Source organism: Roseibium sp. RP-7, assembly GCF_053005225.1.
Genome location: NZ_JBRKQA010000002.1, coordinates 1,490,730 through 1,505,456, shown reverse-complemented (window position 1 = coordinate 1,505,456; position 14,727 = coordinate 1,490,730). Strand labels below are relative to the sequence as shown.

12 protein-coding genes are annotated in these 14,727 nt (G+C 60.5%); 6 read left to right on the top strand and 6 right to left on the bottom strand.

Annotation, left to right across the window (positions count from 1 at the left end):
• The first annotated feature begins 134 nt into the window (after nt 1–134).
• Both ACVDG9_RS21510 and ACVDG9_RS21505 read left to right on the top strand, forming a co-directional pair.
• Nucleotides 135–1,070 (top strand): fatty acid desaturase, encoded by a 936-nt coding sequence (locus ACVDG9_RS21510; RefSeq protein WP_447238938.1) that lies wholly within the window; start codon nt 135–137, stop codon nt 1,068–1,070.
• Complete coding sequence (locus ACVDG9_RS21505) at nt 1,067–1,894, top strand: phosphate/phosphite/phosphonate ABC transporter substrate-binding protein (protein ID WP_447238937.1); 828 nt, start codon at nt 1,067–1,069, stop codon at nt 1,892–1,894. The genes ACVDG9_RS21510 and ACVDG9_RS21505 overlap by 4 nt, the downstream gene beginning before the upstream one ends.
• A 78-nt stretch (nt 1,895–1,972) precedes the next feature.
• On the opposite strand, the gene ACVDG9_RS21500 is transcribed toward ACVDG9_RS21505, so the two are convergent.
• Entirely contained in the window at nt 1,973–2,101 is a 129-nt protein-coding gene (locus ACVDG9_RS21500) for a hypothetical protein (RefSeq protein ID WP_023003379.1), read from the bottom strand.
• 168 nt (nt 2,102–2,269) lie between these two features.
• Between ACVDG9_RS21500 and ACVDG9_RS21495 the strand changes: the two genes are divergently transcribed.
• Both ACVDG9_RS21495 and ACVDG9_RS21490 read left to right on the top strand, forming a co-directional pair.
• Nucleotides 2,270–3,172, top strand: coding sequence for a LysR substrate-binding domain-containing protein (locus ACVDG9_RS21495; RefSeq protein WP_062487111.1), 903 nt, complete (start codon nt 2,270–2,272; stop codon nt 3,170–3,172).
• Between the two features lie 122 nt (nt 3,173–3,294).
• Complete coding sequence (locus tag ACVDG9_RS21490; RefSeq protein ID WP_447238936.1) at nt 3,295–3,603, top strand: hypothetical protein; 309 nt, start codon at nt 3,295–3,297, stop codon at nt 3,601–3,603.
• A 640-nt stretch (nt 3,604–4,243) separates the two neighbouring features.
• Here the strand turns inward: ACVDG9_RS21490 and ACVDG9_RS21485 are convergent.
• Both ACVDG9_RS21485 and ACVDG9_RS21480 read right to left on the bottom strand, forming a co-directional pair.
• Nucleotides 4,244–6,679, bottom strand: a complete 2,436-nt coding sequence (locus ACVDG9_RS21485; protein WP_447238935.1) for a GcvT family protein — start codon at nt 6,677–6,679, stop codon at nt 4,244–4,246.
• Nucleotides 6,680–6,745: 66 nt separating this feature from the next.
• A complete protein-coding gene (locus ACVDG9_RS21480; protein ID WP_152505549.1) occupies nt 6,746–8,323 on the bottom strand; it encodes a trimethylamine methyltransferase family protein in 1,578 nt (525 codons plus the stop codon).
• A 253-nt stretch (nt 8,324–8,576) separates the two neighbouring features.
• On the opposite strand from ACVDG9_RS21480, the gene ACVDG9_RS21475 reads away from it, so the two are divergent.
• Nucleotides 8,577–9,494, top strand: a complete 918-nt coding sequence (locus ACVDG9_RS21475) for a phosphotransferase (protein WP_062491377.1) — start codon at nt 8,577–8,579, stop codon at nt 9,492–9,494.
• Nucleotides 9,495–9,549: 55 nt separating this feature from the next.
• Entirely contained in the window at nt 9,550–10,596 is a 1,047-nt protein-coding gene (locus tag ACVDG9_RS21470) for an ABC transporter ATP-binding protein (protein WP_447238934.1), read from the top strand.
• A gap of 66 nt (nt 10,597–10,662) precedes the next feature.
• On the opposite strand, the gene ACVDG9_RS21465 is transcribed toward ACVDG9_RS21470, so the two are convergent.
• The 3 genes from ACVDG9_RS21465 to ACVDG9_RS21455 all read right to left on the bottom strand — a co-directional run bounded on the left by ACVDG9_RS21465 (nt 10,663) and on the right by ACVDG9_RS21455 (nt 14,707).
• Nucleotides 10,663–12,363: an ABC transporter permease gene (locus tag ACVDG9_RS21465; protein ID WP_447238933.1), complete on the bottom strand. Its 1,701-nt coding sequence runs from the start codon at nt 12,361–12,363 to the stop codon at nt 10,663–10,665.
• Between the two features lie 253 nt (nt 12,364–12,616).
• Nucleotides 12,617–13,597 carry an ABC transporter substrate-binding protein gene (locus ACVDG9_RS21460; RefSeq protein WP_447238932.1) on the bottom strand — a complete coding sequence of 327 codons (981 nt, stop codon included), beginning with the start codon at nt 13,595–13,597 and terminating at the stop codon, nt 12,617–12,619.
• Between the two features lie 189 nt (nt 13,598–13,786).
• Entirely contained in the window at nt 13,787–14,707 is a 921-nt protein-coding gene (locus tag ACVDG9_RS21455; protein ID WP_447238931.1) for an MBL fold metallo-hydrolase, read from the bottom strand.
• Nucleotides 14,708–14,727: the final 20 nt, after the last annotated feature.

Genomic DNA, 14,727 nt, shown 5'->3' with positions numbered 1-14,727 from the left:
AACCATCATGCTGAGTTTGCTAAATATCGTGGAATTTGTTCTCAAGTCTCAAATTGTCCTGAAGATGGCCTGCGCGCATAGTCAAACCAGTTCATGTCGGTTTACGCCGATTTTTCAAACATTTGGAGACTTCCTTGCCGCGCGCGAAATTCTGCGAGTGGCCGACATTGGCCCTGATTCTGGCCACCTCGTCGGCTTGGTTTTTGTTGATAGGGTTCTATTCCGAGCTTGGACCTTTCGTGGTCTGCCCCCTGGCGGCGATCCTGGTGACACTGCAATCCTCACTGCAACACGAGGTACTTCATGGTCACCCCACGCGCAGTCCCGCACTCAACGAAGCCCTGGTCTACTGCTCGTTCGGCCTGTGCGTGCCGTATCGCCGCTTCAAGTCTCTTCACCTGCGCCATCATAACAACGACCGGCTGACTGATCCCTATGACGATCCGGAAAGCTACTATCTGGCCTGGTCAGACTGGCAGAGCCTTCCTCGTCCGATACAAATGATCCTGACGATCAACAACACGCTATTGGGCCGGCTGCTGATCGGGCCGGTGGTCTCGATGGTCGGTTTCGTGGGAGCCGAAATCCGGATGATGCTTGCGGGGGACAAGGTCGTCATGCGCGCCTGGGCACATCATGTTGCCGGTGTGGTGCCGCTTGTCCTGTTTGTCACTCTGGTCAGCGGCATGCCGTTCTGGCTGTATGTTCTCAGCGTCGCCTATCCGGGTATGAGCCTGTTGATGCTGCGCACCTATGCGGAGCACCGTGCGCATGAACATGCGGAGGCGCGGTCGATCATCGTCGAGTTCTGCCCGGTGTTCTCGCTTCTGTTTCTGAACAATAACCTCCATGTCGTTCATCACGCCAATCCGCGGGCACCCTGGTATCATCTTCCGAAGATCTACCGCGCTGCCCGCTCGGAATGGCAGGAACGGAACGGCGGCTATGTCTTTGCGAGCTATTTCCAGTTGGCCAGGCACTATTTTTTCAAGGTGAAGGAGCCCGTTGTGCACCCGATCAAATACAATGAGACCAGCGGATTTTCTGCCGCGGAAAAGGCGGTGTCTTGACCGGTGGATCTTTTCTCGCTGTCCGGCTGCCGATGTACGACTGGCCGGAGGTACGTCATGCCACGCGGGAACTTGAAAGCGCGCTCCAGGGCGCGCTTTGCCGCGTTCTGGGACTGAGTGAAAGCGATATCCGGCCATGGCAGGATGGGCAAGATCTGGCGGAGGCCTGGACGGACCCGGATCTCCTCTTGTCGCAAACCTGCGGATACCCCCTTACCCATGCGCTTGCGGACAAGGTCCTGCTCGTGGGGACGCCTCACTACGACGCGGAAGGGTGCGATGGTCCACGATATTGCAGTCAGCTGATCGTCAAGCGTGACAGCTCCCACCAAAACCTGGAAGGCCTACGCGGTCACCGGGCGGTTTTCAACGGCTCGGACAGCCAGTCAGGCATGAATACTTTCCGTCACGCGGTGGCGCAGCTTGATACTGAGGGCACTTTCTTTTCAGACGTCATTGTGAGCGGGAGCCACCTTGCGTCCTTGAAGGCCGTTGCGGAGGGCAAGGCCGACATCGCTTCCATCGATGCAGTCTGCTGGGCACTGGTCTACAGGGAAATGCCGGAGCTGGCGGCGCAAGTTCGGCCGCTTGGCCGCACAGCATCTGCGCCCGGGTTGCCGCTGATCACTTCCCGCCGTTTCAGCGATGGGGAACACGCTCTTATTCGCGATACCGTTGCCGAGGTGCTTTCAGCGCCTGAAACGCAACAAAGCCGTGAACGCCTTGGCATTCACGGCTTTTCGAAACTGTCTTCCGACGATTACGCGGTTATCTTGAAGATGGAAACCGAGGCGGCAGAGCGCGGGTATCCCGTGCTGGCCTGACGCTGGTTTCGCACTCTCTGGAAAATTGTCAGATTGCCGGCTTCAGGCCGGCAATCGGCAGTCATCCAGGTCGTCGGATCAGCGTGTCTTGGACTTCTGAGCTTCGCGCTGGCGCAGGGCCTGGTTCATACGAGCCAGCTCTGCCGTGGTGTGTCCGCTGACGACACCCATGAGGTTGGTGCCGAGGGCTTGTGCAAGATAGGTCATGGCGTTGCCAATCCTGAGCGTATTCGATTGTTACAAGAAAGTGCGGTCCACTGCTTAAACGCGAGGCCGCTTGCCTGCTATATGGGCAGAACTTGCGGTTCAATCAATCGAATAGTATTCATCTATTCGTTCAAAAAAATTGAACTGAACTTCCGGGAAATCTGGACCATGCAAAAGTTGCCCGGCACCGGCATGCCGCTGATCGATCTGGATCTTTACAGGACCTTTTTGGTGATCGCGGAAACCTCAAGTTTTTCAAAAGCTTCCGAGCTTGTTGGGCGAACGCCGTCAGCAGTTTCAATGCAGATCAAAAAACTTGAATCGATCCTCGGGGTTTCGGTGTTTGCCCGGGAAGGGCGCACTGTACGTATGACTACGGAAGGCGAAGCTTTGCTTGGATATGCACGGCGTATCCTGATGCTGAACGAGGAAGCTGTTTCGCTGTTCCTGTCTCCTGAAGTGGAAGGCGAAGTCCGCTTCGGAGCGCCGTCCGATTTCGGCACCAGGTTCCTGCCCAACATTCTTTCACGCTTTGCACGCTCTCATCCTGGTGTGAACGTGGACGTGCATCTCGATGGCAGTCCGATGCTGGACGAGAAGGTGAAGAAGGGGGAGCTGGACCTTGCGCTCTTTACCGCCCGTCCGGGTACCGCACTGGCGCGGGGAGGCACAATCGTCTTCACCGAACCGCTGGTCTGGGTAGGACTGGAAGGTGGTATCGCCTATGAGCGCGATCCTTTGCCGCTTGCCGTTTCCACGCCCGGGTGCCCCTGGCGCAGAGCTGCGCGGGTTGCGCTGGACGATGCCCAGAAGCCTTACCGCGTTTCCTACACCAGCTTTCACAGTGCGGGCCAGGAAGCCGCGCTGCTGGCGGACCTTGCCGTGGCTCCCTTTCCGGCGAGTGTTGTCGAGGCGCCCCTGATGGCCCTGGACGAACGGCATGGCCTGCCGGAAATCGGCGACTATCACATTCTCATGGCCGAGAGGGCCCATGCAGGCAAAGCCACTCATGCGTTCGCCAAGCATGTTGCCGAAAGCTTCAAGGACCTCAGCCACGGCGTCTCGGTCTGAAGTCAGTCTGTCGCGTTAACCATAATTTCCGTTTCACGGGACAAACCCGCAGGACCTCTGGCGCAAAAGTTAACGAGCGGTTACGATTCATGGTAAATGAAGCGTTAACAGCGAGACGTGTCATGAATTCCATCTGCAAAACCCTGCTGGCCGCAGCCGGCTTGAGCATCACCCTTGGAGCCGCAGCGCAGGCCGAAAGCGGCACGACGCGCATTGTCCACGACGAACCTTATGGTGCCATCGTGACCAAGGAAGCCGGTGTGCTGGTGTTCCGCGGCCTGCCACCGACCCGCAAGGTGATCGTCAATCCGGACGGCAAGACACCGCTGGAACTGAAGCAGACCGAAGTGACCGAAACCAACGTGATGGTCTTTGCCGATCAAAGCGATTACGTGCGTGCTCTCGGGCCGAAGATCATCCGGTTGAAGTAAAGGCCGAGAACCGGTCTGCAGGCGTGTTCCGATAAGCCGACTGGCTTCTGCCATCGGTTTGCTTACGTCGCATGATAATCTGCCAGTCCCCACCAAACTCCTCATCCGGAGGAGGGCTGAAAGCCCGTCTCGAAGGATGAGCCACTTGTGTTGGCGTTTGCCGCCCATCCTTCGAGACGGCGCTTCGCGCCTCCTCAGGATAAGGGGGGAGAAGTTCGGGATGAGGGGAGCGGAAGGCGGAGTTCAGCAAAGGCGAAGAATCGGGGTGTTCCGGATGGAGTGACTGCGCAGGTCTCTGAATCGATCTGTCGCTCTGCGCTCTTCGGAACTCGGCAGGTATCCTCAGTGCTGGGACGCTCTTGTCCGCTCAACAGTCCTCGTCTTCCCTGCCTTTTCGTGCCGACCCCACCTCCGGTAAATCCCAATCGTTCCCTACACCAACCCCTCATCCTGAGGAGGGCCGGAGGCCCGTCTCGAAGGATGGGCAGCATACTCGGGAACAAGCGGCCCATCCTTCGAGACGGCGCTTTGCGCCTCCTCAGGATGAGGTTGAGGGGAGGGGAGCCCGGGAGGATAGGGGGAGGTGGAGTTCAGGAGGGGGAGGCGGTCGTCGGGGTGTTGGTCCGACGACCGGATGCATTCACATGCGCATGCGTTCGGCTTTCGGGTCGAACAGCGGTTCGCTGATGATGGTGGCCTTGCGGCGCTCGCCGAGGATTTCGATCTCGAAGGCGCCTTCCTGCGTGTTCGTTGCCAGTTCCGAGGGAATATACCCTTGTGCGAGGGATTTCCGCAGGTAGTGGGCGTAGCCGCCGGAAGTCACCCAGCCGATCACCTTGCCATCGTGCCAAACGGGCTCATCGCCCATGACGTCGGCGTCCGACGCGTCGACCACGAAGCTGACACGCAGGCGCTTCGGGCCTTCATCGAATTCTTTCTGAGCCGCCTCCTTGCCGATGAAGGTGTCCTTGGACAGCTTCACGAACCGGCCAAGATCGGCTTCGAATGCGCCGTAGATCGGGCGGAACTCGCGGAACCAGGTGCCGAAGTTCTTTTCCAGTCGCAGGCAGAGCAGGGCGCGCATGCCGAAGTTGATGATGTTGAACTCGGCTCCGGCCTTCATCAGCGCATCATAGACCCGACGCTGGTACTCCGGCGCCATCCAGATCTCGTAGCCAAGGTCGCCCGTGTAGGTGATGCGGTTGACCTTGCAGGGGGCGTTGGCAACGTCCATTTCGCGGAAGTCCATGAACCGGAAGGCCTCGCCCGAGACATCGTCTCCGGTGATCTTCTCCAGAACCTTGCGCGAATTGGGACCGGCGATGGAGAGGCCAACCCAGCCGAGGTTGATTGCGCGGATCGTCACCGAGCCGTCCTCTGGCAGGTGCTTCTCGAACCAGCGCATGTGATAGATCTCGGCCTGAGACGAGCCCCACATGTAGAACTTCTGGTCGCTGGCCCGGGCGATGGTGAAATCGCCGATAAGTTTGCCGTTCTCGTTCAGCATCGGCGTCAGGATGATGCGGCCGACCTTCGGCATTGTGTTGGTCATCAATAGCGACAGGAAGCTTTCCGCGCCGGGCCCAGTGATCTCGTATTTGGCGAAGTTGGCCGTCTCCGTCACGCCCACGCTCTCGCGCACAGCCCGGCACTCGGCGCCGATGTGCTCAAAATCGTTGGAGCGGTGGTAGGAGACGATGTCCCTGGCTTCCACGCCTTCCGGAGCGAACCAGAGCGGTGTTTCCAGGCCCCAGCTGTCGCCCATGACGGCGCCTTGCGCCAGCATGCGGTCGTAAAGCGGGGTTGTCTGCTGCGGGCGGGCGGCCGGAAGTTCCTCGTTGGGGAAACGGATCCGGAACCGGCGGCGGTAATTTTCCTGAACCTTGGCATTGGTGTAGGAGAGCGTTGCCCAGGTGCCATAGCGGGCAACATCCATGCCCCAGATGTCGTAGCCGGGGTCGCCGTTGATCATCCAGTTGGCGAGTGTCAGGCCGACACCGCCGCCCTGGCTGAACCCGGCCATGACGCCGCAGGCAACCCAGTAGTTGCGAAGACCGCGAACCGGGCCGACCAGCGGGTTGCCGTCCGGCGCGAAGGTGAAAGGCCCGTTGATGATCTGCTTGATGCCGGCATTCTGCAGGGCGGGGAAATGCTCGAAGCCGACTTCCAGCTCCGGCGCGATCCGATCGAGATCCGGTGCCAGCAGTTCGTGGCCGAAATCCCAGGGGGTCTGGCGCGGGCTCCAGGGGCGGCAGTTCTGCTCGTAGGTGCCGAGCAGCACGCCCTTGCCTTCCTGGCGGGTGTAGATCTCACCGCCGAAGTCCAGAACGCCGATCAGTTCCTTGCCGGTGGCCTCGTTGTGTGAGGTCACTTCCTCCATCTCGTCGGTCAGGAGGTACATGTGCTCCATGGCGAGCACCGGCAGTTCGATGCCGACCATGCGCCCGCATTCGCGCGCCCAAAGGCCTCCGGCGTTGACCACGTGTTCGGCGTGGATCGTGCCCTTGTTGGTGATGACATCCCAGGTGCCGTCGGGCGTTTGAACCAGTTCTTCCACCTTGGTGTGGCGCAGGACGGTCGCGCCGTTGACGCGTGCCGCCTTTGCATAGGCATGGGTGGTGCCGGAGGGGTCGAGATGGCCTTCAATCGGGTCCCAGAGCGCGCCGATGAAGTGTTTCTCGTCCAGAAGCGGGAACATCTTCTTGGCTTCGGAGACCGAGATCAGCTCCAGGTCCATGCCGAGATAGCGTCCCTTGGCTTGGGCAAGACGCAGGAAATCCATCCGCTCGGGCGTATCGGCCAGCATGACGCCGCCGGTCAGGTGCAGGCTGCAGGACTGACCGGAAATTTCTTCCAGTTCCTTGTAGAGGTCGACGGTGTAACTTTGCAGCTGGGCTACGTTCGGATCGCCGTTCAGAGTGTGGAAGCCGCCTGCTGCGTGCCAGGAGGAGCCGGATGTCAGTTCGTCGCGCTCGATCAGCGTGACGTCTTTCCAACCGAGCTTGGTCAGGTGATACAGAACGCTGCAGCCGACAACGCCACCGCCAATGACAACAACCTGAGTGTGGGTATTCATGCAATCTGCTCCGGAAGCGCCTGCTCTTGCGCGGCAGGCCGTGTTCGAACGTTAAACGTGAAATGATCAGAAGTCGGTCGGGGCGCCGCCCTCGGCCTTTCGCCTCTCGACAAAGGCGGTGATTTCCTCGTCGATAGCCGGATCAAGCGGGGGCTGCTCATAGGCTTCCAGAGCCTTCTTGTAGAGCATGTTCGCCTTGTCGTAGGCGGTCGGGCTGCCTGCTTCCGACCAGCTTTCGTAATTGCGCCAGTCGGAAACGATGGGCGCGTAGAAAGCGTCCTTGTAACGGTCCTGGGTGTGCTGGGTGCCGAAGAAGTGGCCCGCCGGTCCGACCTCGCGGATCGCATCGACGGCAAGGGCTGCCTCTGACACATCAAGCGGCGTCAGGTATTCGGCGATCTTCTGGAGCAGATCGATGTCGGTGATGAATTTCTCGAAACCGGCACTCAGTCCGCCTTCCAGCCAACCGGCGGCATGCTTGATGATATGGGCCCCGCCGTTGATCGCGCCCCATTCCGACAAGGTGGTTTCCAGCGCTGCCTGATAGTCGACCGTGTTGGCCGCGCAAACGCCTGACGACCTGTAGGGAAGATGATAGCGCCGGGCGAGCTGGCCGCCGACGATTGCTGCCTTCATGTATTCCGGCGTGCCGAAGGCTGGCGCGCCGGATTTCATGTCGACGTTGGACGTGAAGCCGCCATAGACCACCGGCACACCCGGGCGGACAAGCTGGGCGAAGGCGATCCCGGCAAGGGCTTCCGCGTTCTGCAGGGTCAGCGCGCCGGCAACGGTGACCGGAGCCATGGCACCGGCAAGAGTGAAAGGCGTGACAATGGAAACCTGTCCGGCCTTGGCCATTTCGATCAGGCCTTGCAGCATTGGCGTGTCGAGCCTCAGCGGCGAGGACGTGTTGATGACCGTTGCCACGCACGGCGTTTCGACGAATTCTTCCGGGGTAAGGCCGTAGCCGATCCGGGTCAGTTCCAGTCCGTCGAGGTTGCGCTCCTTGCCGAGCGAATAGATGTGATAGACCTTGTCGGTGAGCCGGAGCATGTCTGCAACGCAGTCGAGATGGCGCACGGAAGCGTGGATATCGACCGGTTCGACCGGGTAGCCCATGACGCAGTGAATGATGTTGAAGAACTGCGACAGTTTCAGGAAGTTGCGATAGTCCTCCTGGTTGCCCGGGCGACGGCCGTGGTCGCGGTCGACGGCATTGGGCGCGCTGGCCACACAGGAAAAGGCAAGGGCATTGCCGCCCACCTGCAGATCATGCGCCCGGTTGCGCGCACGGATCGTGAATTCGGCGGGGGCCTTGGCGACAAGCTCTTCCACCATTGCCCGGTCCATGCGTACACGGTCTTCACCCGGCTTGATGTCGGCCCCGGCATCCTTCAGGATCTGCTTTGCTTCCTCGTGCAGGAAGTCGATGCCGATCTCTTCCAGAACGCGCATGGATGCGTCGTGGATCGCTTCAAGTTCGTCAGCGGAAACGGCTTCCAACGGCTTGAAGATATGCCGCGGCTGCTTGAAGGGTTTTTGCGGAAAGAGATCCGGACCGGTCTTCTCGCCGCCCCTGCGCCGCCGTCCGCGTCGTGCGGGAGCCGTCTCGGCAAGCGAGGCCGTTTCGATGTCATGCGTCATGTCGTCCGCCACTATTCCTGAAAGCCGGACCTGATGCCCTCGAAAGGCTTGGGCGCGGCCCGGTCTGCGCCATTTCATCAGACGTTACTTGAGAGGGGACTTTCAGCGGGCAGTCTCAGAACGACGGCCAGTGCTTCAACTCCGACATCCGGCACCGTGCCCTCGATCCAGCCGTGGTCTCGCCCATCGGGGGGCTTGACGGAAAGGGACTTCAAAGCGATCAGAACAGGGAGACTTTTCGTGGGGACCCCTGGTGCGCGTGTTGCTGTCGGATTCGGAACTGCTGGCTTTTCTGAAAACGCTCCTGCCGGTGAAGGACTGGTCAGTTGCGCGGCTGCGGCCGTTGCCGGTCGCCTATACCGCCCGGTTCTGGCGGCTGGACACGCCGGGCAGAAGCTTTGTCATCAAGGAGTTCTTCCCCGAAAACGAAGACAACCCTCTGTATCCGACCTTGCCGAGGCAGGAAGCGGACGCCCTTGCCGTTCTGGCCCGCCATGGCCTGTCGCCGGAGCTTGAAGCTTTCACCTACAGTCCGGCGAAAACACCGCTGTTGATCTATGGCTATCCGACCCCGGTCGACAACGAGATCGATGTCGGAGAAGCCGCCGAGCTGATCGGTCGGTTTGCCGCCTTGAGCGAACCTGTACCGGGACACCAGACAGTTCCGGCCGGATATCACGAGGTGCTGGCGCGGGGCGATGCCATGCTGGCGCTCATTCCGCATAGTCGCAAGGCGGCGAACCTGAAGCGGTCGCGTCCGGCCGATGGCGCCGTCAAAAGGCGCGAGATCAAGCGTTCGCTCGTTCATCGCAGTTTCTGTCTCGGCACGATCCAGGCAACCGGCGATGGTGCACGGCTGATCGATTGGCAATTCGCCGGGCTTGGTGACCCGGTCGAGGATATCGCCTGTTTCGTCTCGCCCGGTCTTGCAACGCTCTATGGCCTTCATCCGCTTGTCGCCCATGCGGAGGAAATGTTCCTGACGCGCTACCCTGACCAGGAGACGGTCGAGCATTTTCTGAAGGAGCGCGGCGCCTATCACTGGTGCCTTGCAGCCTATTGCCTGTTCCGCCACGAAACACTGATGCATTCCAACGCCCCGGCGGCCAGGGCCTATGGCCGCGCGCTGGAAGAGGAAGTCGACTTGCTGCTGCGTTTGCGGGGCCGATGAGGGGCGTTTGCAGCAGTTGTAATCAATCTGTCATGGGAGAAGGCTAACGGGAGGCATGTCCATCCAGCTTGCTTCCGTTTCCAAGTCCTTCGATGCCCATAAGGCGCTGAACAGCGTGTCCCTTTCGATTGAGGACGGCACGTTTTTCGTGGTGCTCGGCCCGTCCGGTTGCGGTAAGTCGACCCTGCTGCGCGCCATTGCCGGGCTGGAGCCGGTCGATGCGGGAGAGATCAAACTCAGTGGGCAGGCCGTTGCCGGCAAGGGCCTGCACCTGCCGCCCGAGCAGCGCCAGGTGGGAGTGGTGTTTCAGTCCTATGCGCTGTGGCCGCACATGAATGTTGCCGCCAATGTCGCCTTTCCGCTGGAGACGGCGGGAGAAAGGCGGAGCGCGGTGACGGCCCGTGTGGCGGAGTGCCTGGAAACGGTGGCTCTGACACCGTTCCGGCAGCGCAAGCCGGCCGAACTTTCCGGCGGTCAACGCCAACGGGTGGCTCTGGCGCGGTGCCTGGCGCAGGGCGCGCGCACCGTCCTGATGGACGAGCCTCTCGCCAATCTCGATCCGCATTTGCGCAGCACGATGGAAGAAGAGCTGGCGGCATTCCACAGGGCGAGCGGCGCGACGACGCTTTTCATTACCCACGACCAGCGCGAGGCGATGGCCCTTGCCGACAAGGTGGCGGTGATGTGGGATGGCTCCATCCTGCAGGCGGACGATCCCGACACGCTTTACCGCCGTCCGAATTCGAAGAAGGTCGCCGGTTTTATCGGCCGCAGCACCCTCGTTCCGGTGGATGTGCTGCGAGTTGAAAACGGCGAGGCGCAAGTGCGGTTCGGCAATGTTATCGCGGTCGTCGATTGTCCTGACCAAACAGTTTCGGGCCCAGCAACGTTGTTGCTCAGGCCGGAACATCTGGTGCTCGCAACGGGCACTTCCGGCTTCGAGGCAACGGTCGAACGGACGATCTACCGGGGTGGCTATTGGGAAGTCTTCGTCCGTCTCGAGGGCCTTTCGCAACCGCTTCTCATGGTGCTTCACCGAAAGGCGGAACCTGGCGAGCTCCTGCAGCTCGATATCCTGCGCGGATGGGTGTTGCCGGAGTGAGTTTTGTTCCTTGTTGTCACCGAGGGCAAAGCGCAGACCCGGGATGACAAGAGCTTCGACTATCCCTCAATCCTTCCAGGGGATCGTCCCTGCCGGAACCCTGCGGGCCAGTGCATTCATCGTCAGCATGATCAAAATCGTTGCGGCGACGACCACAACCGACATGGCGGCGGCAAGCGTAGTGTAGCCGCCGTCTTCGTAGTTGAAGATTGTCGTGCCGATGGTCTCGTTGCCGGTGGACCAGAGCAGGGCGGAGACCGTGACCTCGTTGTAAGCGGTCAGGAACACCAGAATTGCACCGGAGGCAGCCGCGGGAGCTGCGAGCGGGGTGAAGATCCTTGTCATGCGCCGGTAGAACCCGGCGCCGGCAACCCGAGCCGCATCTTCCAATGAACCATCCATTTGCAGGAAGGCGGCGGCAACCGGTTTCAGGCCCACCGCCAGGAAAACGGAGACATAGGCAATCAGGATTATCCAGAGGGTGCCGTAGAGCGAGATGTTCAAAAGCGGCAGGGGGCGGATGAATGCCAGGATGAAGGCGATCGACATCACCAGGCCGGGCACGGCAAAGGCGATTTCCGACTGTGTGAGCGCAAGGTTCGCCCAGGTTCTGTGAGCCGGCTTCCGATGGGCGAGGAAATAGGCCAGGAACAGGCTGATGACAGCAATGACAAGTGCGGCAACCCCGGCAACGAGAGTTGAGTTGGCGAAGGCCCTGAGCGTGACGGACTGACGCCAGAGCACCTCGGTGAAGTTTTCGAGTGTCAGGGTTTCCGCAGACAGCGGCAGGCCGTAAGTGCGGACCAGCGAAGTCGCCAGCAACGAGGTTGCCGGCAGCAGCAGCACGAAGGCGACGAACAGCCAGAGAGTGGCTTCCACAAAGGGACGCTTGCGGCCAAGGGAGATCGCCAGAGGGTCTTGCGGCAGACCGATGAGGCTGGTGCGCAGGCGCCGCTGCAGCACACCTTGCAGCAGGATCGCGGCAAGGGCGACAACGGCCAGGATAACGGAAATTACCGCCACGTTTGGCAGGACATCCGGACCGAAGCTTGCCAGCCTCCGCCAGACCAGAACAGGCAAGGTGGTGTAGCGTGCCGGAATGCCGATCAGGGCATTGATGCCGAAGTTGCCAAGTGCGGCAACGAAGGCGAGCGCAAAACCGGCCAGCAGGGATGGCGCGAGCAACGGCAAGGTGATCCTGCGCAACATCAAGAGGCTTCCGGAGCCGGAAACGCGGGCTGCGTCTGAGAGTTCGCGCGGAAACGACCTCAACGCGGCACGGACAAGCAGGAACACCAGCGGGCTGTGCTGCAGGGTCAGCAGCAGGACGAGGCCTTCACGGGAGTAGAGAGGGTGGGTGGAGCCGAGTTCCGGAGCCAGCCCAAGCCAGCGCAACACCGGACTGCCCGGGCCGAGCGCCTGTATCCAGGCAATTGCCGTTACATGCGGCGGGATCATCATCGGCAGCAGGATCAGGAAGACCAGCAGGCCCTTGGCGCGAATATCGGTGAGGCCGATCAGGAGTGCGAGCAGGGTGCCGAGCGCGGTTGCTGCCAGTGCCGACAAGAAACTGCTCTCAACGGAATGCCAAAGTGCGCTTCGGACCGACCGGCTCTGCACGGCTTCCATCAACGGGCCGAGGTCGAGACCGCCATCACTCGTCAGCCCGGTCTTGAACAAAAGCAGCAGCGGCAGGCCGCAGATAAGCGTTGCGCCAAGCACAAGCGCGAGGAGGGTGGTCTTTTCGGAAAGCTTCGATAGCTGCACAGGGATTTGCCGTTGCTTCTCGCAGTCATTCCGGACAAGTGAGGCGTAGCCGAGCGATGATCCGGATTCCAGACATGTTTCGCGCCGGAGACGCGGCCAAATTCCAAACGGAACAGTATTCGCTTTGCTCACGCTGATGTCTGGATTCCGGATCAGCATGCAGCCACGCTGCATTTGTCCGGATTGACGGGGGAACGGAAAAAAGCAGCGAGGCTTCCGCCACGCTGCCCGTTGTCGAAAGGAGGCGTTGGCCTTACCCGCCGAAGATCTCGGAGAATTTCATCTTGTCTGCCTGGTCCTGTTCCAGGGCCTTGGCCGGATCGAAATCCATGAGCTTGATCTGGTCGCGCGCGGGAAAGCCTTCCGGAGCGGGGACGCCTGGGTGTGCCGGCAGGTAGCCCTGGGATGCGGCAAGCTTCTGACCGTCTTCAGAAATCAGGAAGTCGACAAATGCCTTGGCGGCATCCGGGTTCTGGGCAGTGGAGAGGATCGCAACCGGCTCGGTGACGGCGGAGACGCCTTCTTCCGGGAAGACGAACTCAACCGGTGCGCCTTTTACCTTTTCGCGGATCGGCAGGAAGTCGACGACGAAGCCGTAGAGTTTCTCGCCACCGGCAATCGCCTTGTAGACGCCGCCATTGCCGCCCTGCGGGTTGGCGCCCTGGTCTGCGAGGCCTTCGTAATAGGCCCAGCCAAGCTCCGGGTTGGAAGTCAGCGCAGTCATGTGGATGGTCGCGGCGCCGGAGGTCAGCGGCGACGGCATTGCCAGCTTGTCCTTTGCTTCCGGCTTCAGGAGATCCTTATAGGAGGTCGGCTTCATCGGCGCGTTGGTGTTGTACATGATGCCGGTGGTGATCAGCTTGGTGGAGAAGTAGCTCTTCTCCTTGTCCATGATCGCCGGATCGTAGGCGGAAACGTCGGCTGCCTCATGCGCCATCAGACGACCTTCCTGCTTCAGGCTCTCCATGGTCACCATGTCGGCGATCAGCAGTACGTCCGGCTTCGGCGCGCCGGCTTCGAATTCGGCCAGCAGCTTCGCCATGATTTTGGTGGTGCCGTCACGGACCCACTCGACCTCAACGCCCGGATGCGCCGCGGTGAAGGCATCGACGGTTGCCTGGGCGTCGGCGTTCGGCTGGGAGGTGTAGAGCACGAGCTTGCCGGTAACATCTTCGGCGTAAGCGGAGGCGGATGCCGCGGCCAGGAGGCCGGCTGCGATCAGAAGCTTTTTCATGTGACAGATCCTTTGCACAGAGCAGCAAAAGGGTTGCGGATGAAAATCGCCTATCAGCTCTACATGACAGTTTTATTCAGGCAGCGGGTATTTTTACGGGTAACTTTGCCGGCTAATTTTATTTTATGGGAGGCGTTTGCGGCAGCCGACATCTCCTTTGGAGACGCCGGCGCTCCGTTGTTTTCGTGGTCAGACGTAACTTGCGCAGGTGCCTTCCGAAACAAGATCCAGTCCTTGCGTCTTGCCGGCAAGCGCAGTCGGCAGGCTGGTGACGGGTTCAAGATAAAGCGCGTAAGTGGAGTGATGGATCGGCAGCACCTTGCCAGGCCGGAGCTTATCTACGAAATCGGCGGCATGATTAGCGCCCATGCTGATCTGCCCGAGAGGTCCTGAAGTGCCGACGCCGCCAAGATGTGGAATGAACACGTCCGGCGATCCGAAGTCCTTGAGCGCGTCGAGGACATTTGGCGTCGGGAAGGTATCACCGGTCCAATAGACAGACTTTGCCCAATCGCCCTGGCGGATCTCCAGCCAGTAGCCGTTACCTGGGCCAAGCAGCGAGGCAATCTCCGGGTTTTCCGAGTGTTCGGCAGGTAGTGCGGTCAGCGAGAGCGTGACGTCGCCCTTGGTGATCACGTGAGGTTCCATCCAGTCTGCTACCTGAACCTGCGTGAACCCCTTTGCGGTCAATCGCTCCCGGTCATGAGAGGGAACGAGGAACGGCATGTCCGGGGCAATTGCGCTTTCCGCCGACTGGTCGAAATGATCTTCATGCAGGTGGGACAGCAGGACTTGATCAACCCTGGAAAGATCCATACCGCGAAACGGGGTCAGCCGTTTGTGTGTCACCACATCGGGTCCCTTGGCGAGATCGAACATCTCGTTGGGGTCACCCATGCGGAACGCTTCCTCACCTTCGCCGAAAGCCGGATCGGTCAGGAGGGTCAGGTCACCGCATTCGATCAGCATCGTTGCACCGCCGAGCCAGGTGATGTCGAGCCGGGGAGATCCTGTTGCGGTTCTTGCGGGAGCGGACGAAACACCGGTCAAGATTGCGGGAGCAGCCAGCGACATGGTGCCGGCTGACTTCAGAAAACTGCGCCGTTTCATGGGAATACCTCTTGGGACCG

Coding starts and splice junctions, on each gene's coding strand:
- ACVDG9_RS21490 (WP_447238936.1), top strand. CDS start 3,295: ATGAATTCCATCTGCAAAACCCTGCTGGCCGCAGCCGGCTTGAGCATC.
- ACVDG9_RS21495 (WP_062487111.1), top strand. CDS start 2,270: ATGCAAAAGTTGCCCGGCACCGGCATGCCGCTGATCGATCTGGATCTT.
- ACVDG9_RS21460 (WP_447238932.1), bottom strand. CDS start 13,597: ATGAAAAAGCTTCTGATCGCAGCCGGCCTCCTGGCCGCGGCATCCGCC.
- ACVDG9_RS21455 (WP_447238931.1), bottom strand. CDS start 14,707: ATGAAACGGCGCAGTTTTCTGAAGTCAGCCGGCACCATGTCGCTGGCT.
- ACVDG9_RS21480 (WP_152505549.1), bottom strand. CDS start 8,323: ATGACGCATGACATCGAAACGGCCTCGCTTGCCGAGACGGCTCCCGCA.
- ACVDG9_RS21485 (WP_447238935.1), bottom strand. CDS start 6,679: ATGAATACCCACACTCAGGTTGTTGTCATTGGCGGTGGCGTTGTCGGC.
- ACVDG9_RS21470 (WP_447238934.1), top strand. CDS start 9,550: ATGTCCATCCAGCTTGCTTCCGTTTCCAAGTCCTTCGATGCCCATAAG.
- ACVDG9_RS21500 (WP_023003379.1), bottom strand. CDS start 2,101: ATGACCTATCTTGCACAAGCCCTCGGCACCAACCTCATGGGTGTCGTC.